The following is a 20,699-nucleotide window of genomic DNA, read 5'->3' as shown; positions in this document are numbered from 1 at the left end:
GGTTCAGCCCCGCGCCGCGGCAACGTTGGCGCGCATCTGCGCGATCACGTCCTGGTAGCTGGTCTTGGCATTGAAGATGGCCGAACCGGCGACGAAGGTATCGGCGCCAGCGGCAGCGATCTGGCCGATGTTGTCGGCCTTCACGCCACCGTCGATCTCCAGGCGGATGTCCTTGCCGCTGGCGTCGATCATCTTGCGCACGACCTTCAGCTTGTCCAGCGCCGAGGGGATGAAGGCCTGGCCGCCGAAGCCCGGATTGACCGACATCAGCAGCACCAGGTCCAGGTCCTCCAGCACCCAGTCGAGGATGTCCACCGGCGTGGCCGGATTGAGCACGATGCCCGGCTTGCAGCCCAGCGAGCGGATCAGCTGGATGGTGCGGTGCACGTGGCGGCTCGCCTCCGGATGGAAGCTGATGTAGGTGGCACCGGCCTCGGCGAAGTCCGGAATGATGCGGTCCACCGGCTCGACCATCAGGTGCACGTCGATCGGTGCGGTCACGCCGTGCTTGCGCAGCGCCTGGCAGACCATCGGGCCGATGGTCAGGTTCGGCACGTAGTGGTTGTCCATCACGTCGAAGTGGACCCAGTCCGCGCCAGCGGCGAGGACGTTGTCGACTTCCTCGCCGAGGCGGGCGAAGTTGGCGGACAGGATGGAGGGGGCGATGAGGCAGTGGGACATGGCCAGGCCTTGCAACGAGGGGAAAGGGGTCAGCGCTTGCGCAGGGTCTTGATGCGGTCGTAGGCGGCATTGATCCGCCGCGACTTCTGCTCGGCCTGCTGCTGCAGCTCCGGGGCGGCGCCGCCAAGCTTGTCGGGGTGGTACTGGGAGATCAGCTTGCGGTAGGCGCGCTCGATCTCGGCATCGGTGGCCTCGGAGGTCAGCCCCAGCTCCCGGTACGGGTTCTCCTTGTTCAGGCGGAACCAGTCCGAGTCGAAGGCGTGGCCGATCAGCAGCCCCACCACGGCGCCGAACAGCGGATTGGGCCGGAACAGCAGGGCGCCGGCGATGAATCCGAGCAGTTTTCCGTACCAGCGCATGGCGCTCCGGGGTGGACCGACGAAATGGACGCTCATTTTACGTCACAGCGGGCCCGGACCGCTTTACACTAGGCCGCCCGCTGGTCAGCGGGCCCGCCGGGTCCGTTGGGCAGCAGCCGTATCGACAACGCCCCAGGAGTGCCCGTGCCAACCACGCTGTTGCAATCCGATCTCCCCGGCCTGCCCTTGCGCCATCGCGGCAAGGTGCGTGATGTGTTCGATATCCCGCGCGAGCGGCTGCCAGCCGGAACCCCGCCGGGCGATTACCTGCTGATGGTGGCCACCGATCGCCTGTCTGCGTTCGATGTCGTGCTGCCCGACCCGATCCCGGGCAAGGGCGAGATGCTCTGCCAGGTCTCCAACTTCTGGTTCGCCAAGACCGCGCACCTGATGCCCAACCACCTGACCGGCATCGACGTGGCCAGCGTGCTGCCCGAGGGCGTGGACCCGGCCCTGTACGCCCGGCGCGCGGTGGTCACCCGCAAGCTGAAGCCGGTGCCGGTGGAAGCGATCGCGCGCGGCTACCTGATCGGCAGCGGCTGGAAGGACTACCAGCGCACCGGCAAGGTCAGCGGCATCGACCTGCCCGATGGCCTGCGCCAGGCCGAGCAGCTGCCCGAGCCGATCTTCACCCCGTCGACCAAGGCCGCCGTCGGCGACCACGACGAGAACATCGATTTCGATGCGATGGTGAAGCAGGTCGGTGCGGAACTGGCCGAGCGCGTGCGCGACGCCACCCTGCGCATCTACAAGTTCGCCGCCGATTACGCCCGCGAACGCGGCATCCTCCTGGCCGACACCAAGTTCGAGTTCGGTACCGACGCCGATGGCCGCCTGTACATCATGGACGAGATGCTGACGCCGGATTCCTCGCGTTACTGGCCGGCCGACGAGTACGAAGTGGGCACCAGCCCGCCGAGCTACGACAAGCAGTTCGTGCGCGATTACCTGGAGACGCTGGACTGGGGCAAGACCGCCCCGGGCCCGACCATCCCGGCCGAGATCATCGAGCGCACCCGCGCCAAGTACGCCGAAGCGCTGCAGCGCCTGGCCGGGATCAGCGTCGACTGATCCCCTGCGCCCCCCGGCCGGAAAGGCGGGGGGCGTTCTGAACGCGGTAGTGCCGGCCGCTGGCCGGCAACCTCAGCGAATACCTGCAGCCAGGCATGGCCGGGCTCTACTGCCGGTTGCCCGGGGTAGTGCCGGCCGCTGGCCGGCAACCTCGCGAACTCGGCTATGCTCTGGAGTGCCGGCCAGCGGCCGGCACTACCGTTGTCCGAGGAAGCGACGCAGCATGCAGACATCCACCCAGCTTGCGCGGCCGATCGACCGCTATTTCGCCAGCTACTCCGACGACCACCGCAATGTGATCAACCAGCGCATCCACGTGGTGGCGGTGCCGGCGATCCTGTGGTCGGTGGTGGCCCTGCTGTGGTGCCTGCCACCGCTGATCACCTGGTTCCAGTACGGCATCTGGTCGGCGTTGGCGATGTTCAGTGCCTGGTGCTTCTACAACAAGCTGTCGCGCCCGCTGGGCATCGGCATGCTCATCCAGTTCTTCGTGTTCGGCTGCCTGTGCCGCCTGCTGGAGGCCGAGATCGGCCTGCAGGGGCTGCGCTGGCTGGCGGCAGGGGTGTTCGTGGTGGCCTGGATCGCGCAGTTCATCGGCCACAAGTTCGAGGGCCGCAAGCCCAGCTTCCTGACTGACCTGACCTACCTGCTGATCGGCCCGGCCTGGGTGATGGCCAAGCTCTACCGCAAGCTCGACTGGCGCTACTGACCTTGCGGTGGCCGACAGTGGCCGTCGTTTCCTGAACGGGCGGATTCCGTCACCCACGCTCCACGGCGGCCCTGCCAGCCTGCGCCAGTGACTCGCTCCCCACCTCTCGCCCGTTGGCGGCAGCCCCTGTGCGACAGGGCCTGCGGTCTCCCTGCGTGGGCGTAGGGTGTCCCCCGAGGGCAAGCGGGGAGGAGCAACAGGAACGCGATGCTGCGCCGCGAAAAAAATGAATCAGCGGACGTTACATGCAGTTGATCGCCGTTCGATGGGTTTCGGCGACATTTCGCAGCCTGTTATCCTCCCTGACCTGCTCGTGAATCATGGATTCCCTGCATGCTCCCCAGCCTGCCCCTGCTGCTGGCCCTGCCGTTCCTGATGGCAGCGGCCGTTGCGGCCTTCCCCCGTAGTTCGCGCTCCACTGCTGCCTGGCTGGCGGCACTGGCGCCGTTGGGCGGGCTGGCCATCCTCGGCTGGCTGACCCCGTCGGTGCTCGACGGCCAGGTGGTCCGCACGCTGGTGCCGTGGCTGCCGCAGATCGGCCTGGACTTCACCCTGCGACTGGACGGGCTGGCCTGGATGTTCGCCGGTCTGGTGCTCGGCATCGGCGCGCTGGTGGTGCTGTATGCGCGCTACTACCTGAGCCAGCAGGACAACGCGCACCGCTTCTACTGCTACCTGCTGCTGTTCATGGGTGCCATGCTGGGCATGGTGCTGTCGGGCAACCTGCTGCTGCTGATGATCTTCTGGGAAATGACCAGCATCAGCTCGTTCCTGCTGATCGGCTTCTGGTCGCACCGCCAGGACGCGCGCGAAGGCGCACGCATGGCGCTGGTGATCACCGGCGGCGGCGGCCTGGCCCTGCTCGGTGGCGTGCTGCTGATCGGCCGCATCGTCGGCAGCTTCGACCTGGACGTGGTGCTGGCCGCTGGCGAGCAGATCCGCGCCAGCGCGCTCTATCCGTACGCACTGTTGCTGGTGCTGGCCGGCATCTTCACCAAGAGCGCGCAGTTCCCGTTCCACTTCTGGCTGCCACACGCGATGGCCGCGCCGACCCCGGTCTCGGCCTACCTGCACTCGGCCACCATGGTGAAGGCCGGCGTCTTCCTGCTGGCGCGCCTGCACCCGGTGCTGGCCGGCAGCGACCTGTTCTTCTACACGGTCAGCGGCATCGGTGCGCTCACGCTGCTGATCGGTGCCTGGAACGCGATCTTCCAGCACGACCTGAAGGGCCTGCTGGCCTATTCGACGATCTCGCACCTGGGCCTGATCACCCTGCTGTTCGGCCTGTCCACGCCGATGGCGGTAGTGGCCGGTGTGTTCCATATCCTCAACCACGCCACCTTCAAGGCCTCGCTGTTCATGGCCGCCGGCATCATCGACCACGAGACCGGTACCCGCGACATGCGCAAGCTGGGCGGGCTGCGCAGGCTGATGCCGTTCACCAGCGCGCTGGCGATCATCGCCTCGCTGGCGATGGCTGGCATCCCCCTGCTCAATGGCTTCCTGTCAAAGGAAATGCTGTTCGCCGAAGCGATCACGGCCGGGGGCCCGGGAATCATGCGCACGGCGGTGTCGATCGCTGCGCTGCTGGCTGGCGTATTCGGGGTGGCGTACAGCCTGCGCTTCGTGCACGACACCTTCTTCGGCCCCGGCCCGCACGACCTGGACCGCGTGCCCCACGAACCGCCGCGCTGGATGAAGGTGCCGGTGGAACTGCTGGTGGTGATCTGCATCGCGGTGGGCGTGGCACCGGCACTGACCGTAGCGCCGGTGCTGCACGCCGCTGCGGCCTCGATCCTCGGCGACGCCATGCCCGAGTACAGCCTGGCGGTATGGCACGGCTTCAACCTGCCGCTGGCGATGAGTGCGATCGGCGTGGTCGGCGGCGTGGCCCTGTACTTCGGCCTGCGCAAGCTGATCAACCTGCACGCCGTGACCAACGTCAGCACGGGCCGCAATGTGTTCCATGCGCAGCTGGACGCGATCTCCGCACTGGCCATGCGGCTGACCAACGGCATCGCCAACGGCAGCCTGCAGCGCATGCTGCTGGGCCTGGTGCTGGTGGCGATCGTGGCCGCCGCCGCGCCGTTCGTGGCCAACCCCGCCTCGCCGGACTGGACCAGGCCACAGCCGATCCCGCTGCTGGGCTGGGCGCTGTGGCTGGTGATGATGGCCTGCGCGGTGGCTACCCTGCGCATCTACAAGCAGCGCCTGCTGGCAGTGCTGCTGGTCGGCGGCGTCGGCCTGATGGTGGCGCTGACCTTCGTGTTCCTGTCCGCGCCCGACCTGGCCCTGACCCAGCTGCTGGTGGAGATGGTGACGCTGGTGCTGATGCTGCTGGGCATGAACTACCTGCCGGCGCAGTCCGGGCCGGAGCGGCCGCGCTGGCGCAAGCGCCGCGATGCGGTGATCGCGATCATCGCCGGTGCCGGGCTTGGCGCGCTGGCCTACTCCGCGATGACCCTGCCGCCGAACACCATGGCCGGCGAGCTGCTCGCCCGGGCGCTGCCCGAGGCCTACGGCCAGAACGTGGTCAACGTGATCCTGGTGGACTTCCGCGGCTTCGATACCTTCGGCGAGATCACCGTGTTCGGCATCGCCGCGCTGGTGGTGCATGCGCTGCTGCGGCGTACGCGGATGGCACCGGAGCAGATCATGCCCGGCCCGCCGATCAAGCTGCCGGTGCCGGCCGACCTGGCCCAGATCATGTTCCCGCTGACCCTGACCGTGTCGATCTTCCTGTTCCTGCGCGGCCACAACGCACCGGGCGGTGGCTTCATCGCCGGCCTGGTGCTGGCGGTGCCGCTGCTGATCCAGTATGTGATCCAGGGCACCGCGTCGGTGGAGTCGCGCTTCGGCTTCGACTACATCCGTTGCATCGGCATGGGCCTGCTGATCGCCCTGCTCAGCGGCAGCGCCTCGATGCTGTTCGGCGTGCCGTTCCTGACCAGCGGCCATCTCGACCTGCACCTGCCGCTGATCGGCGAGGTGCCGCTGGCCAGCGCGATTGGTTTTGACATCGGCGTCTACCTGGTGGTGTTCGGCGGCGCCATGCTGATGCTGTCGATGATGGGCACGATCAAGCCGTCGCGTACCCGCACTGCCCGCAAGGGCGAGATCGACCTGCAACGCCGTTCGGCACGCACCGGGGAGATGCACTGATGGAACTGGCCCTGGCCACCGCGATCGGCGTGCTGACCGCCATCGGCATCTACCTGCTGCTGCGTGCGCGCAGCTTCGATGTGATCCTCGGCATGACCTTCCTGTCCTATGCGACCAACCTGCTGATCTTCGCCGGTGGCCGGGTGGTGCTGGGCAAGGCGCCGGTGCTGCAGGAAGGCGTGGACAGCCACCTCGGCAACTACACCGACCCGCTGCCGCAGGCGCTGGTGCTGACCGCGATCGTGATCGCCTTCGCGATGACCGCGGTGAGCATCGTGCTGGCCATGCGCAGCCGCAGCGACAACCACAGCGACCATGTGGACGCCCACGAGCCGGACGACGACCTGCAGGATGAACGCGCGCCGCCGCGCCAGGGCGAGGACCGCGCATGAACCATCTGGTGATCCTGCCGATCCTGATTCCGCTGCTGGGTGCCGCACTGTCGCTGTTCGTCGAACACCGCCGCTATGGCCCCCGGGTGCAGCGCGCGGTGGCCTGGACCGCGCTGTCGGCGCTGGCGCTGGCGGTGGGCCTGCTGTTTGCCACCACCGCCGGCGGCGAGATCAACGTCTACCTGCTCGGCGACTGGCCGTCGCGGCTGGGCATCGCACTGGTGGCCGACCGGCTGTCGGCGTGGATGCTGCTGACCACCCTGCTGCTGGCCATCCCCTGCCTGCTGCATGCCTGTTCCGGCTGGGACCGCCGCGCCCCGCACTTCCACGCGTTGTTCCAGTTCCAACTGGTCGGCCTCAACGGGGCGTTCCTGACCGGCGACATCTTCAACCTGTTCGTGTTCTTCGAGGTGATGCTGATCGCCTCCTACGGCCTGCTGCTCAGCGGCGGTCGTGGCCTGCGCATGCGCATCGGCCTGCACTACGTGGTGTTCAACGTCACCGCCTCGACCCTGTTCCTGATCGCGCTGGGCCTGCTGTACGCCACCCTGGGTTCGCTGAACATGGCCGAGCTGTCGCAGCGCATCGCGCAGGTACCGCCGGCACAGCTGACCCTGGTGAAGGCGACGATGGGCCTGTTGCTGCTGGTGTTCTGCGCCAAGGCCGCACTGATGCCGCTCTACCTGTGGCTGCCGGAAGCCTATTCGCGCGCGCCGGCGGCGGTCGCCGCGCTGTTTGCGATCATGACCAAGGTCGGCCTGTACTCGGTGCTGCGCATCCAGATGCTGTGGTTCGGCGATGACGCAGGCGCGATGGCCGGCTATGCCCGCGACTGGCTGCTGTGGGCCGGCGTGGCGACGCTGGTGCTCGGTGGCCTGGGTGCACTGGCCGCGACCCGCCTGCGCGTCCTGATCTCGTACCTGGTGATCGTGTCGGCGGCCACGCTGTTCATCGCCTTCTCGGTGGGCACGCCGCAGGTTCTCTCGGCGGGCCTGTACTACCTGCCGCACAGCAGCTTCGTCGCCGCCGCGCTGTTCCTGATCGCCGACCTGATCCGCCGTCGTCGCGGCGGTGCCAGCGACCGCAAGGAAGTAGTGGCACCGATGCCGGGCAAGGAAACCCCAGCGGTGCTGTTCCTGATCGGGGCAGTGTCGGTGGCCGGCCTGCCGCCGCTGTCCGGCTTCCTGGCCAAGGCCGCGCTGCTGGCCGGCATGCCGGCGCAGTACACCGGGCCGGTCTGGACCGCCGTGCTGGTCAGCAGCCTGCTGGTGATCATGGGCCTGACCCGCGGCGGCATCCGCCTGTTCTGGCGCGTGCCGCCGGTCGACCCGGAGGCACCGAAGCCGCGCAAGGCTCCCCTGCGCCGGGTGGAGCTCTACGCCGCCTGCCTGTTGCTGGTCTACGGCATCGGGATGACGCTGGCCGCTGCACCGTTGATGCGCTACACCGACGCCACCGCCGCACAGCTGCTGCAACCCAGCGAGTACGTGCAGCAGCTGCGCGCGACCACGCCGGAGATCCGCCAGCCATGACTGCCCAGCGCTCCCTGTTCCGCCGCCTGATCCCCTCGCCGATGCTCAGCATCATGGTGGTGGCGTTCTGGCTGCTGATGTCCGACAGCTTCACCCTCGGCCAGATCGTGCTGGGGCTGCTGCTGGGCGTGGTGGTGCCGCTGTTCGCCGCGCGCCTGGACCGCGAGTTCGCGCGCATCGGTACGCTGCGGCCGCTGCCCAAGCTGGTGTGCGTGACCCTGTGGGACATCCTGATGTCCAACATCCGCGTCGCCCTGCAGGTGCTGGGCCCGGAAAAGAACATCCACCCGGGTTTCATCTGGCTGCCGCTGGACATCGCCAACATCCATGGCATCGCCGCGCTGACCAGCATGATCACCCTGACCCCGGGCACGGTCTCGGCCGCGCTCAGCGACGACCGCAGGTTCCTGCTGGTGCACGTGCTGCACCTGGAGGACCCCCAGGACCTGATCGATACGATCAAGCGCCGTTACGAGGCGCCGTTGATGGAGATCTTCCCATGACCGGTTTTGAAGTCATCCAGACCACCCTGGTGGTGTGCATGCACGTGGTCGGCCTGGCCATGCTGCTGGCCACCTGGCGCCTGCTGCGCGGGCCGACCGTGCCCGACCGCATTCTCGCCCTGGACACCTTGTCGGTGACCGCGATCGCCGAGCTGATGCTGTTCGGCATGTACCTCAACTCGCCGATCTATTTCGAGGCGGCCCTGATCATCGCCATGCTCGGCTTCGGCAGCACCGTGGTGCTGAGCAAGTTCGTGCTGCGCCGGGACATCGTCGAATGATCACCGCGATCCAGATCGGCCTGTCGATCCTGCTGCTGTTCGGCTGCTTCTTCATCCTGGTCGGCGCATTGGGCCTGGTGAAGCTGTCCACCTTCTTCAAGCGCCTGCACGCGCCGACCAAGGCCAGCACGCTGGGCGTGGGCTGCGTGCTGGTGTGCTCGGTGTGCTACCACATCTTCCTCGGCCAGGACCCGCAACCGCGCGAACTGCTGATTACCGTGTTCCTGTTCATCACCGCACCGATCAGCGCGCACATGATGGCCAAGGCCGCGCTGTCGCTGCTGATGGAGACCCGCCCCAGCCTGCCCGGCAACGAGCGTGCCGCCGAAGAGCAGCTGCCGCCGCCGGAACCGGCGCGGGAAGAAGACACTCCGCAGAACCGGTAGTGCCGGCCGCTGGCCGGCAGTGGCAAGGGGTCCGTCAGAGGCGATGAGGTCGCCGGCCAGCGGCCGGCACTACCTCATGCCGCGCCTACCAGCAGCAGTTCCAGCACGAACCAGCCGACGAATGCGGCCAGCAGGATGCCGCCTTCGCTGCGGCTGATCTTCAGGTCGCCGCGCAGCATCGGGTACAGCACCAGCGCGAAGGCCAGCAGCGCCGGAAGTTCCAGGCGCACGAACGAGGCCGGCAACGCCAACGGCTGCAACAGCGCCATCGCGCCGACCACCAGCAGCAGGTTGACCACGCTGGAGCCCAGCACGTGGCCGAGCACCATGTCGCCGTGCCCGCGACGGGCGGCGGCGATCGCCGCGGCCACTTCCGGCAGCGCGGTGCCGATCGCCACCGGCAGCAGGCCGACCAGCAGCGGCGTCCAGCCCAGTGCGACCGCGAAATCGGCGGCCGCCCCCACCACCAGTCGTGCGCCCCAGTACAGGGTCAGCGCAGCGATCAGCACCCGCAGCACGTTCAACGGCAGGCTGGTGCGGCTCAAGGCGGACTCGGCGATGGCGGCCTGCACCTCCTCGCTCTCGCTGCGGCCGCGGCGCAGCAGCAGCACCTGCATGACGATGAAGCCCGCCACCAGCATGCCGCCCTCCCAGCGCACCAGGCGGCCATCCAGCCCGAACAGGACCAGCAGCACGCCGGCCACCAGCAGCGACCACCACAGCACGGTCTGCAGGCGCGCGCGCAGCAGCAGGGGCGCGGCGATGGCGGCCACGGCCAGGGTCAGGCCCAGGTTGACGATGCTGCTGCCGACCGCATTGCCCAGCGCCAGCTCTGGCTGGCCCACCGCCAGCGCGCGTGCGTTGACCGCCAGTTCCGGCAGCGAGGTGGCCACCCCGAGCAGCAGCAATCCAGCGGTGAACGGGCTGGCCCCGAAACGCTGGGCCAGGCCGGACACGGCCTTGACGATGGAGTCCCCGCCCAGGGCCAGCAGCAGCAGGCCAAGCAGGAACCAGGCAATGGCAATGGCGATCATCGAGCACTCCCCCAGCAGTGGTGGCGCGATTCTACGCGTGGCCCGAGCGCATGGCTGGGCGGTGGATCAAGGATCAGCCACAGCCTTCGGCGTAATCGACCTGCGGGGTCTTGCCGACGCGCCAGGCACTGACCCGCCCATCAGCGCCGAGTGCGAAGTCGATGACCGCCCCGCCCTCCTGCGCCGGCCGCACGCGCAGGTGCTGCGCTTTCTCGTCGTACTTGTCAGGACCGACGTCCGCGCGCTCGGGGTACAGCACCTGCAGCTCGCCCAGGGTCATGCCGACCTTGCCGCCGCCCGGAGCGATGATCGCCGCGCTGCGCACGTCGTAGCGCACCAGCTTGCGTGCCTCGATCATCAGGCGAGGGTCTTCGGCGCCCTGCGGACGCAGGAAGTAGCAGCCGTCGTTGCTGTCGTCGGCCGGCAAGGGCTTGCCACTGGCGTCGGTGCCCAGTCCCTGCAGCGGCGTGCCGAAGCCGCTGCGGACCTCGGCGATGCCGGCGCCCAGCGCGGCGCCGCCGAAGCCATCCAGGCGCGCCGGGCTGTCCTTGCGGAGATCGTTCGCCGGGCGGGCCGCCAGGTCGGGATCGGTCGACTGGGCCGGCCCGGTCGCCGAGGCGGTTTCTGCCGGGGTGTCGCTGCCGCTGCCGGCGGCGCCTTGCTTGTCGGGGCCACCACTGCAGGCGGCAAGCGAAAGGAGCAACAGACCAGCAATCGGGAGGTGCTTCATCGGTGCGGTTCCCTGGCACGAAGGTAGCTGCACGCTAGCGCAGCGCGCGTGCAGGCGCTGCATTGTCATCGCCGTTTCATCGCCTTCGTTCAGGCTCGGCGTGCACCGACTTGGCTGTCCCTTCCATGCAACCGCGCAAGACCGATCTCGCCCGAACCGCGCTGCAGGCCCATCGCGCGCCGCTGGACATGCGCCAGCGCCGGTTGTTGATCCTGTGCGACGGCCAGCGCACCCTGGCCGACCTGACCGGCCTGATCGGCCAGGACGCGGCGGCCATGGTCATCCAGCTGGTGCAGGCCGGTTACCTGAGCACCGGGACCGCCGCACCGCCACCACCCGCAGCCACGGCAGCATCGGCGCCCACCACGCCGGCTGCGGCACCGGCTGCACCCGCAACCGGCAGCGAACGCCGCCGCTCGCTGGTGGCCGCGCGCATCTACGTGCTGGGGATCCTGGAGATGCAGCGCCACCCACAGGCAGCGGCCCTGTTCCGCGAACTGCAACAGGCCCGGGCCGAGAGCGATGTCCTGCAGGTACTGCAGTCTGCGATGCGGACGCTGCCCGGGCTGGCCTCGGAAGGCTATTGCCAGCGCGTGCGGCAACGCCTGCTGGAAGCGCTGCCGCTGGAGCATTGCAACGCGTTCGCCGAGGTCGTCTGAAGAAAAAGGGGACGGAGGGGATTAAGTCGTTTCAGGCACACGTGTGCTGATTGCGGCTTAATCCCCTCCGTCCCCTTTTTCGGGTCAGCGGAAGTTGTTGCGCAGGCCGTTCCAGCACTGCTGGTAATCGCCCTGGCGGTGGCCGGCAGCCAGCGCCTGTGCGGTCGGGCGGATCACCGCGCGGGTTTCGAACATGAAGGCCATGGTGTCCTTGATCACATCGGCCTTGGACAGATCCGCATTGGACGCCTTGTCGAAGGTCGGTGCGTCCGGACCGTGGCCGCTCATGCAGTTGTGCAGCGATGCCCCGCCTGGCACGAAGCCTTCGGCCTTGGCATCGTAGGCACCGTGCACCAGGCCCATGAATTCGCTGGCGATATTGCGGTGGAACCACGGCGGGCGGAACGTGTTCTGTGCCACCAGCCAGCGCGGCGGGAAGATCGCAAAGTCCATGTTGCTGGTTCCCGGCGTGTCGCTGGGCGAATGCAGCACCAGGAAGATCGACGGATCCGGGTGGTCGTAGCTGATCGAGCCAATGGTGTTGAAGCGGCGCAGGTCGTAGCGGTACGGCGCGTAATTGCCGTGCCAGGCCACCACGTCCAGTGGCGAATGGTCGATCGGCGCACGCCACAGGCGGCCCTCGAACTTGGCGATCAGCTCGAAATCGCCATCCACATCCTCGAACGCCGCGTGCGGGGTTTCGAAGTCGCGCGGGTTGGCCAGGCCATTGGAACCGATCGGGCCAAGGTCGGGCAGCTTCAGCAGCGCACCGTAGTTCTCGCAGAGGTAGCCGCGGCTCGGCCCGTCGGGCAGTTCAACGCGGAAGCGCACGCCGCGCGGGATCACCGCGATCTGCTGCGGCTCGATCTCGATCACGCCCAGTTCGGTCAGCAGGCGCAGCGCGCCCAGCTGCGGCACGATCAGCATCTCGCCATCGGCGTTGTAGAAGTAACGGCCGACCATGTCGCGGTTGGCAGCGTAGAGATGGATGCCTACACCGGCATGCGCGTCGGGCGAGCCGTTGCCGCCCATGGTGTACAGGCCCTCGACGAAGTCGGTCGGCAGTTCCGGCAGCGGCAGCGGGCTCCAGCGCAGCTGGTTCGGCGAAGCCGGCTGTGCGCCGAAATCGCACTGCAGTTGCGACTGCGCGAACGGGGTGAACTCGCCATGGGTTACCGCCGGACGGATCCGGTACAGCCAGCTGCGGCGGTTGCTTCCGCGCGGCGCGGTGAAGGCGGTGCCGGTCAGCTGTTCGGCGTACAGGCCGTGGGCCACCTTCTGCGGTGAGTTCTGCCCGACCGGCAGCGCGCCGGCGATGGCCTCGGTGGCGAACTCGTTGCCGAAACCGGACTGGTAGCCACGGGCGGTGATGGCGGGGGACATGGGGGCTCCAGAAATGGCCGGCCAGCGGCCGGCACAAGCATTCGGACAGGCACTGCCGGCGGGAAGCCGGCAGTGCCTGCAGACCTTACAGCACGCCGCGGCGGATCTGGTCGCGCTCGATGCTCTCGAACAGCGCGGTGAAGTTGCCTTCGCCGAAGCCTTCGTTGCCCTTGCGCTGGATGATCTCGAAGAAGATCGGGCCGATGCAGTTCTGGGTGAAGATCTGCAGCAGCTTGCGCTGGTGGGTTTCCGGATCGGCATCGATCAGGATCTTGTTCTTGGCCAGGCGCGCCACGTCTTCACCGTGGTTCGGCACGCGCTGGTCGATCACATCGAAGTAGGTTTCCGGCGTGTCGAGGAAATCCACGCCCTGCGCGCGCATCGCTTCGACGGTCTCGTAGATGTTCTCGGTGAAGCAGGCGATGTGCTGGATGCCCTCGCCCTTGTATGCGTCCAGGTACTCGTTGATCTGGCTCTTCGGGTCGGACGATTCGTTCAGCGGGATGCGCACGATGCCGTCCGGCGCGGTCATCGCCTTGGACACCAGGCCGGTCTTCAGGCCCTTGATGTCGAAGTAGCGGATCTCGCGGAAGTTGAACAGGCGTTCGTAGTAGTCCGACCACTGCTGCATGTTGCCGAAATACAGGTTGTGGGTCAGGTGGTCGATGAAGGTCAGGCCGAAGCCGAACGGGTGCAGGTCGGCACCGGCGATCGGCTCGTAGTCGCCGTCGTAGATGCTGCCGGCCGCGCCATAGCGGTCGACCAGGTACAGCATGCAGTCGCCGATGCCCTTGATGACCGGTGCGCTGACCGCCTTGCTGTCCGGCTTGAAGGCGATGGCTTCGGCGCCGTTGCCCAGGGCGGTCTGGTAGACCTCCTGGCCCGGCTTCTTGAAGCGGATGGCGAAGCCACAGGCACAGGGGCCGTGCTTTTCGGCGAAGTCGGCGGCGAACGAATCGGGGTCTTCATTGACCAGGAAGTTGACGTCGCCCTGGCGATAGACGGTAATCGGACGCTGCTTGTGCTTGAGCACCGCGCTGAAGCCCATCTTCCGGAAGTACGCGTGCAGCTCCTGGCCTCGGCCGGCGGGGGCGGCGAATTCGACGAACTCGAAGCCGTCGATGCCCATCGGGTTCTCGAAGGTGGTGACCTGCATGCCGGGGTTGGGATGCGAGGCGGTCGGGACTGCGGTATTCATGGCGTGGCTCCGAATCGGTACCGCATCGGTACAAACCAGGTGCGGGCAGGTTGGGACCCGGCGAGAATGCAGGGTCTGGACCCACCCCTTATAGTTACACTTGAAACCACCAGCAAGGTGCACCGCAACATGAGCCCCGCCGATCCCGCCTCGACCCGCCTGCGTGCCTCGCACGTCCTGCTCGACCTGGAACAGTTCCTGCCCTACCGGCTGAGCGTGCTGTCCAACCGGGTCAGCGGCAACATCGCCAAGCTATACGGTGATCGTTACGGTCTGGCGATTCCCGAATGGCGGGTCATCACCATCCTGGCGCTGTACCCGGGTTCCTCGGCCAGCGAGGTCTCCGACCGCACGGCAATGGACAAGGTGGCGGTCAGCCGCGCCGTGGCCCGCCTGCTGGAGCGCGGCTTCATCAAGCGCGAGACCCACGGCGACGACCGCCGCCGCTCGGTGCTGGCGCTGTCGGCGGCCGGCTTCGAGGTCTACGAGACCATCGCACCGATGGTGATCGAGATCACCCGCAAGCTGATGTCGGTGCTGAGCGAGGAGGAAGAGCAGGTGCTGGAGAAGCTGATACTGCGCCTGGCCGGCGAAGGCCTGGAGCGGATGGGCCAAGGGGTCTGAAAGAAAAAAGGGGACGGAGGGGATTAAGTCGCTTTGGGCACCAGGGCGCGGGTGCCGACCCTGGCCGGCAGCGGAACAGTGGCTGGGCGATTGTCGTCCGCCCCCCTTTGATCCGCCGGGACCCGCTCTTGTACGGGCTGTGGGCCGACCACAAGCGATGACATTGCACGCATTCACTTCCCGCGGAATCCGTCATGAAGTGTCGCCCTCGCCCGTCGGCATTTCCGCATTGGCCCGATACGACCCGTTTCCGCGAAGCTGGTGTATCGAAACGGGCTGATCCAATGAGTTCTCTTATTGGACTGTCGGTGCGTGCGGCCGGACGGTACGCGTTCAACGGGCATCAGCCCGGCCATCCACATCGAACGGCCCCGTCATGGATGACTCGCGTTCAACGTCGCCGCATGGCCAGGATTTGCTGGCCGATCTCAGAGAGCTGATCCGCGCAGCGCGCAGCAGGATGCACAGGTCCATCAACGCCGAGTTGACGCTGCTGTACTGGCGAATCGGTCGTCGCATCCATGTTGACCAGATGGCGGGGCAGCGTGCGCGTTACGGCGAGGCTCTCTTCACCCGGATCGCCAAGGCGCTGTCTGCCGAGTTCGGCACGTCCTTCGGTGAGAAGAGCCTGCGCCGGATGGTGCAGTTCTCCATCGCATTTGCAGACGAGCAGATTGTCGTATCGCTGATACGACAATTGAGCTGGACCCATTTCATCGCGCTGATCCCACTGGCGGATCCACTCAAGCGCGATTTCTATGCCCAGATGGCCGCCACCGAGGGCTGGAGTGTACGCACGCTGCGCCAGCGCATCGATTCGATGCTGTATGAGCGCACGGCACTCTCCAGCCAGCCAGAGCAGACCATCGCCGAAGAGTTGGCGGCACTGCGCGGCAACCAGCAGCTGTCTCCAGGGCTGGTACTGCGTGATCCCTACGTACTGGACTTTCTTGGCCTCAAGGACAGCTGGGACGAGCAGGACCTTGAAACCGCGATCCTTCGCGAGATGCAGGGCTTCCTGCTTGAACTTGGTACCGGCTTCAGTTTCGTCGCCCGCCAGAAGCGCATCCAGATCGACTGCGATGACTTCCACCTGGACCTGCTGTTCTACAACCGGCGCCTGCGAAGACTCATTGCCATCGAGTTGAAGATCGGCGAGTTCAAGCCGGCCTACAAGGGACAAATGGAACTCTATCTGCGCTGGCTGGACCGCTACGAACGTGAGGACGGCGAGCAGGCGCCGTTGGGCATCATCCTCTGTACAGGGAAGAAGGCGGGCCAGATTGAACTGCTGGAGCTGGATCGCTCAGGCATCCATGTTGCGGAGTACCTGACCACGCTGCCCTCCCGTGAGGTCCTGAAGCGAAGATTACAGACTGCCATGGAGCGGGCGCGGCAACAGCTGCAGACCGCGGCGCCCGGCCTCCCGTAGATCCACGCCACGCGCGGATGGCGTTCATGCTTCAGCTCAGGTGCTTGCGGCGGGCATGGATCCACGGCACCGCGAGCGCCGCGATGGCACCACCAGCGAAGCCCAGCGAAGCGGCCACCGTGGCTGCTTCGACCACCCCCGGCAGCGCCAGCGCCGCCGCCACCAACAGCAACGAAGGCAGGCCGACGAAGGTACCCAGGAAGAAGTGCCAGCGCGGCGACCAGGTGTTGAGCTGCAGCAGGCTGACCGGCTGCCAGGCGTCGGAGGCGGCGTCCTCGGCGATCTTCGCCACCGCCTTGGCCAGGTCCACCTCCGGCAGCGCGCGCCCCAGGCGGGCGGTCGCCAGCAGCTCGGCCACCGCCTCCACCGGCGGGAAGCTGGACGGCCACGCCACCGGCGCCGGCACGCCGTAGGCGGTAAGCAGCGGCACGCTCAACCACGGCGCCACCAGCGGACGCATGCGGCGGCGTCCGTGCACGCACCAGATCTGCGGCTGGCCGTGCGCGGTGACGCTGTACAGCGCCAGTTCGTTGGCCGGCGGGTAGCCGAGCATGGTCACCCGCGCTGCCAGGCTCTCCTGGCCCATCGCGCGCAGGAAGCCGGGGCGGCTGCGGCCTTCCTGCATCCACGCCAGGCCCAATGCGCCCACCAGATACGCCTCGGCGACGTCCTTGCTGCCGGCCGTGGCGCGCTCGTCACTGGCCAGGTACCAGGCCAGCGACTTGGGTTCGGCAACATCTTCCAGGCCCCAGCGGCTGTCATCGCCCAGTACGTGGCGCACCGGCAGTCGCGCGGGGGCGGTCTCGCCACGCTCGCCGGTCTGCAGGAAGGGCAGCACGCCCTGGATGAATGTGGACAGCTCGATCGCGCGCGCGCCATGGCCTTGCCATTCGGGCGGCAGCAACCCCGCCAGCTGGCCTTCGGCGGCCAGCGCATCAAGGCGCGCCTTCTGTTCGACCAGTTTCTGCACCGCGCCCTTCAGCACCACGTTGCCGGGCAGCGCGATCTGCGGCAGGCGGTGGCGTGGCGGTGCCAGGTCGACGCTGTCCTCGCCGGTACCGGCGTCATCCAGCAGGGCCTCCTGCGCGGGCAGGGTCACACCTTCGCCTGCCCCACCGTCGGCCAGCGCACCGGCAGGGTCGGGCAATCGTTCGGCGTGGTCGCTGTGCATGGGCGTTCCGGTAGGTTGCGTCGACGGGGCGTCGACTGAGGTCCTTGCCGGTAACGGCGTGCTCACGGTGAAGTTGAGACACGGATTCAGAGAGTGTGACGGGGCGCGCAGTAGATCCGCGCAAGGCGTGGATGCGCCTCAGTGCCGACCCACGGTCGACCCCTACCGCAGCTGCCGGCCAGCGGCCGGCACTACCCTACTCCGGTTTGTCCGGTGCCCACTGCTTGAGGAAGGCGTCCACCCGCGCGGGCTGGAAGGCTTCGCCCTTGCGCAGCTCAGCAGTGGCCTGCGACACCAGCAGGCCGCCATCGGCGTCCAGCACCAGCAGGTGCGGGTAGTCGCGCTCCATCACCGGAAACTGGGCAAGGAAGGCGCTGTTGGGCTGCTCGTCGCTGGCGTTGACCTTCACCCACACGTAGTGGGCATCGCGGAAGCGACGCAGGTCGCCGTTGCCTTCCACCACGTCGTCCAGCGCCCGGCAGCGCTCACAGGCGGCGTTGCCGACCTCGAGCAGGATGCGCTTCTTGCCGCGCTGGGCTTCCACCTTGGCGGTGGCCAGGTCATCGGCGGGGTCGCGCGCCGGGTCGAACTGCGCGCCGAGCCCGGCGATGGCGGCGATGTCCGCCGCCACCGGGGTATTGCCCGAGGCCACCGGTTCGCTGGGGTCAGCGACCGGTGGCTCGGTGGGGCGGGTATCCAGCGGCTGCGTGGGCTCGGCGGCGGCAGGCGGTTGCGATTGCGAACAGGCGCCGATCAGCGCCGCACAGACCACCACTACCGCAGTACCGAGCTTGCTACGCATGCCTTCTACCCTCTCATCATCATTTGACGCCGTGCATCAGCTTGTTGATCAGCGGGGCGATCAGGAACAGCACCACGCCGGAGCCGATCAGGGCCCAGAACCCGAAGGTATACCCCTTCAGGGCCGACTCGACCGTCATGCCGCCTTCACCACTGACCACGCCAGCGAAGATGCCCGACAGGTTGTTGCCGATGCCGGTGGACAGGAACCAGCCACCCATGCCGAAGCCGACCAGGCGCACCGGGGCCAGCTTGGTCACCATCGACAGGCCGATCGGCGACAGGCACAGCTCACCGACCGACTGGATGACGTAGACCATGAACAGGGTCCAGAACGGAATCTTGCCGTCCACGACCATCTGCGACAGGGCGAACATCAGCAGGGCGAAGGCGGCGCCGTTGAACAGCAGGCCCAGGCCGAACTTGCGCGGAATGGACGGATTGGCACGGCCCATGGCCACCCAGATCCAGGCGATGACCGGCGCCAGGGTGATGATCGCCACCGAGTTGACCGACTGGAACCATGCAGTGGGGAAGGTCCAGCTGCCGAACTGGCGGTTGACGATGTTCTCGGCCAGGAAGGTGAACGAGCTGCCGGCCTGTTCGAAGAACATCCAGAACATCACGTTGAAGGCGAAGATGATCAGCATGGCGATCACGCGGTCGCGCTGCACCTTGCCCTCGCGGACGCCCTCGACCAGCAGCAGCACGGCCAGGGCGGTGAACATCGCGCCCAGGATCCAGGCCAGCGCGGTGGCGCCGGTGGCCAGCAGGAAGTACGCCACCGGGATGGCGACCACGGCACCGGCGAGCACCATGATGATGCGGCCGAAGCCTTCAGCGCCGGCCGGCGGCGCGCCGATGCCCTTCAGGCCGGCACGACCGATGTAGAACCACACCAGCGAGATCAGCATGCCCACGCCCGAAGCGATGAACACGACCTTGTAGGACGGCATCGCATCGGTACCGAACACCTTGCGGGCCAGGTACTCGGTCAGCACCGGGGCGATCATCGCGCCGATGTTGATGCCCATGTAGAAGATGGTGAAGCCCGAGTCGCGGCGCTCGTCCTTCAGGCCGTACAGCTTGCCGACCATGGTCGAGATGTTCGGCTTGAACAGGCCGTTGCCGACGATGATCGTGGCCAGGCCTAGCTTGAAGATGTGCTCCTGCGGCAGCGAGATCATGAACAGGCCGGCGGCCATGATGATCGCGCCGGTCAGGATCGAGCGCTGGTAGCCCAGGACCCGGTCAGCCACGTAGCCACCGAAGATCGCCGCGGCGTACACCAGGGCCAGGTAGGCGCCATAGATGCGGCTGGCGTCGCCTTCACCGGCAGCGCTGCCGTTGTAGAACTGGGCGACGATGTACAGCACCAAGGCCCAGCGGATGCCATAGAACGCAAAGCGCTCCCAGAACTCGGTCATGAACAGCATCCACAACGGGCGCGGGTGGCCCAGCGTGGTCTTGAAGTCCGGCAGCGCCGGCTCTGGGGTGTTCGCAGTGGCGTTTAGGCTCATGCGGATTTCCTGGTTCGGTGGATGACGAGCACGTCCGCTGTGCAGTTGGAGCAACGCGCGAGGATCACCGACTTCTGGCGTTCACGTCAAATACACGCCGTTTGAGGCAGGTGCCGGCCTGCTCGCTGAACTTGCATCTGAAACGATCCAGCCAGCGGCCGGCGCCAAGCTGAATGGGGATCAGCCCAGCGCTGAGGGGGGCGCGGCCTGCAGGCTGGTGCGTACCTGGAACAGTTCGGGGAAGAAGGTCAGCTCCAGCGCCTTGGCCAGGAAGCCTACGCCGGACGAGCCGCCGGTGCCGCGCTTGAAGCCGATCACCCGCATCACCGTGCGCATGTGCCGGAATCGCCACAGCTGGAAGGCGGTCTCCAGGTCCACCAGGTCCTCGCACAGCGCGTACTCGCGCCAGTAGCGGTCGGTGTCCTGGTAGATGCGCTCGAAGACCGGCTGCAGGGCGTCGTCGGCCACATGCGGCTGGGTCCAGTCATGGGCCTCGTACACCGCCGGGACGGCATGACCGAAGCGCGCCAGGTACTTCAGGAACTCCTCGTACAGGCTCGGTGCCTCCAGCACGGTGCGCAGCTGCGCCTGCCCGGCCGGATCGTGCTCGAACACCTGCAGCATCTGCGCGTTCTTGTTGCCCAGCAGGAACTCGATGTAGCGGTACTGCAGCGACTGGAAGCCCGAGGACGGGCCCAGCACGTCGCGGAAGCCCATGTACTCGGACGGGGTCAGCGTTTCCAGCACCGACCATTGCTCGGTGAGCTGGCGCAGCACCTGCTTGCTGCGGGCCAGCACCTTGCGGCACTGCCACACCTCATCGCGCTGCAGGAAGCCGATCGCCGCACGCAGTTCGTGGCCCAGCAGCTTCAGCCACAGCTCCGAGGTCTGGTGCTGGATGATGAAGAGCATCTCGTCGTGATGCGGCGGACTGGACAACGGCTGCTGCGCGCTGAGCAGCTGGTCCAGCCGCAGGTAACCACCATAGGTCAGGCGGCCCTGCAGGTCGGTGTGGATGCCGGCTTCGAGATCGCGTTGGTTGTTGTCGACGGACATGGGTGCGGCCAGATC

At 67.2% G+C, this 20,699-nt stretch carries 21 protein-coding genes; 11 read left to right on the top strand and 10 right to left on the bottom strand.

Annotation, left to right across the window (positions count from 1 at the left end; all coding sequences use genetic code 11):
* Positions 1-3: 3 nt before the first annotated feature.
* Entirely contained in the window at positions 4-681 is a 678-nt protein-coding gene (gene rpe, locus LRM18_RS07875) for a ribulose-phosphate 3-epimerase (protein WP_064239392.1), read from the bottom strand.
* 29 nt (positions 682-710) lie between these two features.
* On the bottom strand, positions 711-1,040 hold the full coding sequence (locus LRM18_RS07870; protein WP_008265098.1) for a DnaJ domain-containing protein: 330 nt from the start codon (positions 1,038-1,040) through the stop codon (positions 711-713).
* Positions 1,041-1,184: 144 nt separating this feature from the next.
* Between LRM18_RS07870 and LRM18_RS07865 the strand changes: the two genes are divergently transcribed.
* The 8 genes from LRM18_RS07865 (at position 1,185) to LRM18_RS07830 (ending at position 9,076) form a co-directional block, all read left to right on the top strand.
* Entirely contained in the window at positions 1,185-2,111 is a 927-nt protein-coding gene (locus tag LRM18_RS07865; protein WP_049468023.1) for a phosphoribosylaminoimidazolesuccinocarboxamide synthase, read from the top strand.
* A gap of 223 nt (positions 2,112-2,334) precedes the next feature.
* Complete coding sequence (locus LRM18_RS07860) at positions 2,335-2,820, top strand: Mpo1-like protein (protein ID WP_130768255.1); 486 nt, start codon at positions 2,335-2,337, stop codon at positions 2,818-2,820.
* A gap of 333 nt (positions 2,821-3,153) precedes the next feature.
* Positions 3,154-5,982, top strand: a complete 2,829-nt coding sequence (locus tag LRM18_RS07855; protein WP_049468029.1) for a monovalent cation/H+ antiporter subunit A — start codon at positions 3,154-3,156, stop codon at positions 5,980-5,982.
* Positions 5,982-6,374, top strand: a complete 393-nt coding sequence (locus LRM18_RS07850; protein ID WP_049468031.1) for a Na+/H+ antiporter subunit C — start codon at positions 5,982-5,984, stop codon at positions 6,372-6,374. Before LRM18_RS07855 ends, LRM18_RS07850 begins: the two co-directional genes overlap by 1 nt.
* Positions 6,371-7,906: a monovalent cation/H+ antiporter subunit D gene (locus tag LRM18_RS07845; RefSeq protein WP_270953257.1), complete on the top strand. Its 1,536-nt coding sequence runs from the start codon at positions 6,371-6,373 to the stop codon at positions 7,904-7,906. Before LRM18_RS07850 ends, LRM18_RS07845 begins: the two co-directional genes overlap by 4 nt.
* Positions 7,903-8,409 (top strand): Na+/H+ antiporter subunit E, encoded by a 507-nt coding sequence (locus LRM18_RS07840; protein WP_049468035.1) that lies wholly within the window; start codon positions 7,903-7,905, stop codon positions 8,407-8,409. The genes LRM18_RS07845 and LRM18_RS07840 overlap by 4 nt, the downstream gene beginning before the upstream one ends.
* On the top strand, positions 8,406-8,690 hold the full coding sequence (locus LRM18_RS07835; RefSeq protein WP_005411334.1) for a K+/H+ antiporter subunit F: 285 nt from the start codon (positions 8,406-8,408) through the stop codon (positions 8,688-8,690). Before LRM18_RS07840 ends, LRM18_RS07835 begins: the two co-directional genes overlap by 4 nt.
* Positions 8,687-9,076 carry a Na+/H+ antiporter subunit G gene (locus LRM18_RS07830; RefSeq protein WP_049468036.1) on the top strand — a complete coding sequence of 130 codons (390 nt, stop codon included), beginning with the start codon at positions 8,687-8,689 and terminating at the stop codon, positions 9,074-9,076. The genes LRM18_RS07835 and LRM18_RS07830 overlap by 4 nt, the downstream gene beginning before the upstream one ends.
* Positions 9,077-9,150: 74 nt before the next feature.
* Here LRM18_RS07830 and LRM18_RS07825 read toward each other — a convergent pair whose 3' ends face one another.
* Together LRM18_RS07825 and LRM18_RS07820 are read right to left on the bottom strand one after the other, a co-directional pair.
* Positions 9,151-10,110 carry a sodium:calcium antiporter gene (locus LRM18_RS07825; RefSeq protein ID WP_270953245.1) on the bottom strand — a complete coding sequence of 320 codons (960 nt, stop codon included), beginning with the start codon at positions 10,108-10,110 and terminating at the stop codon, positions 9,151-9,153.
* 73 nt (positions 10,111-10,183) lie between these two features.
* Positions 10,184-10,840 carry a hypothetical protein gene (locus LRM18_RS07820; protein ID WP_049468040.1) on the bottom strand — a complete coding sequence of 219 codons (657 nt, stop codon included), beginning with the start codon at positions 10,838-10,840 and terminating at the stop codon, positions 10,184-10,186.
* A gap of 125 nt (positions 10,841-10,965) precedes the next feature.
* Between LRM18_RS07820 and LRM18_RS07815 the strand changes: the two genes are divergently transcribed.
* On the top strand, positions 10,966-11,499 hold the full coding sequence (locus LRM18_RS07815) for a hypothetical protein (RefSeq protein ID WP_270953243.1): 534 nt from the start codon (positions 10,966-10,968) through the stop codon (positions 11,497-11,499).
* 84 nt (positions 11,500-11,583) lie between these two features.
* On the opposite strand, the gene hmgA is transcribed toward LRM18_RS07815, so the two are convergent.
* Together hmgA and hppD are read right to left on the bottom strand one after the other, a co-directional pair.
* Positions 11,584-12,882 carry a homogentisate 1,2-dioxygenase gene (hmgA, locus tag LRM18_RS07810; RefSeq protein ID WP_049468044.1) on the bottom strand — a complete coding sequence of 433 codons (1,299 nt, stop codon included), beginning with the start codon at positions 12,880-12,882 and terminating at the stop codon, positions 11,584-11,586.
* Positions 12,883-12,967: 85 nt separating this feature from the next.
* Entirely contained in the window at positions 12,968-14,080 is a 1,113-nt protein-coding gene (hppD, locus tag LRM18_RS07805; RefSeq protein ID WP_176422034.1) for a 4-hydroxyphenylpyruvate dioxygenase, read from the bottom strand.
* A gap of 129 nt (positions 14,081-14,209) precedes the next feature.
* Between hppD and LRM18_RS07800 the strand changes: the two genes are divergently transcribed.
* Both LRM18_RS07800 and LRM18_RS07795 read left to right on the top strand, forming a co-directional pair.
* Positions 14,210-14,704: a MarR family winged helix-turn-helix transcriptional regulator gene (locus LRM18_RS07800; protein WP_053461595.1), complete on the top strand. Its 495-nt coding sequence runs from the start codon at positions 14,210-14,212 to the stop codon at positions 14,702-14,704.
* Positions 14,705-15,080: 376 nt separating this feature from the next.
* Positions 15,081-16,136, top strand: coding sequence for a PDDEXK nuclease domain-containing protein (locus LRM18_RS07795; RefSeq protein WP_064239398.1), 1,056 nt, complete (start codon positions 15,081-15,083; stop codon positions 16,134-16,136).
* A 31-nt stretch (positions 16,137-16,167) separates the two neighbouring features.
* On the opposite strand, the gene LRM18_RS07790 is transcribed toward LRM18_RS07795, so the two are convergent.
* From LRM18_RS07790 to LRM18_RS07775, 4 genes are all read right to left on the bottom strand, one after another.
* Complete coding sequence (locus tag LRM18_RS07790; RefSeq protein WP_064239399.1) at positions 16,168-17,307, bottom strand: hypothetical protein; 1,140 nt, start codon at positions 17,305-17,307, stop codon at positions 16,168-16,170.
* A gap of 196 nt (positions 17,308-17,503) precedes the next feature.
* A complete protein-coding gene (locus tag LRM18_RS07785; protein WP_064239400.1) occupies positions 17,504-18,109 on the bottom strand; it encodes a thioredoxin family protein in 606 nt (201 codons plus the stop codon).
* Positions 18,110-18,128: 19 nt separating this feature from the next.
* Positions 18,129-19,628, bottom strand: a complete 1,500-nt coding sequence (locus LRM18_RS07780; RefSeq protein ID WP_049468052.1) for an oligopeptide:H+ symporter — start codon at positions 19,626-19,628, stop codon at positions 18,129-18,131.
* A 180-nt stretch (positions 19,629-19,808) separates the two neighbouring features.
* Positions 19,809-20,684, bottom strand: a complete 876-nt coding sequence (locus LRM18_RS07775) for a tryptophan 2,3-dioxygenase family protein (protein WP_206631760.1) — start codon at positions 20,682-20,684, stop codon at positions 19,809-19,811.
* Between the last annotated feature and the right edge of the window lie 15 nt (positions 20,685-20,699).

The sequence above is a fragment of the Stenotrophomonas sp. PI_27 genome (assembly GCF_027854495.1).
GTDB lineage: Bacteria > Pseudomonadota > Gammaproteobacteria > Xanthomonadales > Xanthomonadaceae > Stenotrophomonas > Stenotrophomonas pavanii.
This window is presented reverse-complemented; position numbering and strand designations above follow the sequence as displayed.

Excerpts from the sequence above, each read along its gene's own strand:
- rpe (WP_064239392.1), bottom strand. The coding sequence starts at position 681 with ATGTCCCACTGCCTCATCGCCCCCTCCATCCTGTCCGCCAACTTCGCC.
- LRM18_RS07870 (WP_008265098.1), bottom strand. The coding sequence starts at position 1,040 with ATGCGCTGGTACGGAAAACTGCTCGGATTCATCGCCGGCGCCCTGCTG.
- LRM18_RS07860 (WP_130768255.1), top strand. The coding sequence starts at position 2,335 with ATGCAGACATCCACCCAGCTTGCGCGGCCGATCGACCGCTATTTCGCC.
- LRM18_RS07855 (WP_049468029.1), top strand. The coding sequence starts at position 3,154 with ATGCTCCCCAGCCTGCCCCTGCTGCTGGCCCTGCCGTTCCTGATGGCA.
- LRM18_RS07850 (WP_049468031.1), top strand. The coding sequence starts at position 5,982 with ATGGAACTGGCCCTGGCCACCGCGATCGGCGTGCTGACCGCCATCGGC.
- LRM18_RS07845 (WP_270953257.1), top strand. The coding sequence starts at position 6,371 with ATGAACCATCTGGTGATCCTGCCGATCCTGATTCCGCTGCTGGGTGCC.
- LRM18_RS07840 (WP_049468035.1), top strand. The coding sequence starts at position 7,903 with ATGACTGCCCAGCGCTCCCTGTTCCGCCGCCTGATCCCCTCGCCGATG.
- LRM18_RS07835 (WP_005411334.1), top strand. The coding sequence starts at position 8,406 with ATGACCGGTTTTGAAGTCATCCAGACCACCCTGGTGGTGTGCATGCAC.
- LRM18_RS07830 (WP_049468036.1), top strand. The coding sequence starts at position 8,687 with ATGATCACCGCGATCCAGATCGGCCTGTCGATCCTGCTGCTGTTCGGC.
- LRM18_RS07825 (WP_270953245.1), bottom strand. The coding sequence starts at position 10,110 with ATGATCGCCATTGCCATTGCCTGGTTCCTGCTTGGCCTGCTGCTGCTG.
- LRM18_RS07820 (WP_049468040.1), bottom strand. The coding sequence starts at position 10,840 with ATGAAGCACCTCCCGATTGCTGGTCTGTTGCTCCTTTCGCTTGCCGCC.
- LRM18_RS07815 (WP_270953243.1), top strand. The coding sequence starts at position 10,966 with ATGCAACCGCGCAAGACCGATCTCGCCCGAACCGCGCTGCAGGCCCAT.
- hmgA (WP_049468044.1), bottom strand. The coding sequence starts at position 12,882 with ATGTCCCCCGCCATCACCGCCCGTGGCTACCAGTCCGGTTTCGGCAAC.
- hppD (WP_176422034.1), bottom strand. The coding sequence starts at position 14,080 with ATGAATACCGCAGTCCCGACCGCCTCGCATCCCAACCCCGGCATGCAG.
- LRM18_RS07800 (WP_053461595.1), top strand. The coding sequence starts at position 14,210 with ATGAGCCCCGCCGATCCCGCCTCGACCCGCCTGCGTGCCTCGCACGTC.
- LRM18_RS07795 (WP_064239398.1), top strand. The coding sequence starts at position 15,081 with ATGGATGACTCGCGTTCAACGTCGCCGCATGGCCAGGATTTGCTGGCC.
- LRM18_RS07790 (WP_064239399.1), bottom strand. The coding sequence starts at position 17,307 with ATGCACAGCGACCACGCCGAACGATTGCCCGACCCTGCCGGTGCGCTG.
- LRM18_RS07785 (WP_064239400.1), bottom strand. The coding sequence starts at position 18,109 with ATGCGTAGCAAGCTCGGTACTGCGGTAGTGGTGGTCTGTGCGGCGCTG.
- LRM18_RS07780 (WP_049468052.1), bottom strand. The coding sequence starts at position 19,628 with ATGAGCCTAAACGCCACTGCGAACACCCCAGAGCCGGCGCTGCCGGAC.
- LRM18_RS07775 (WP_206631760.1), bottom strand. The coding sequence starts at position 20,684 with ATGTCCGTCGACAACAACCAACGCGATCTCGAAGCCGGCATCCACACC.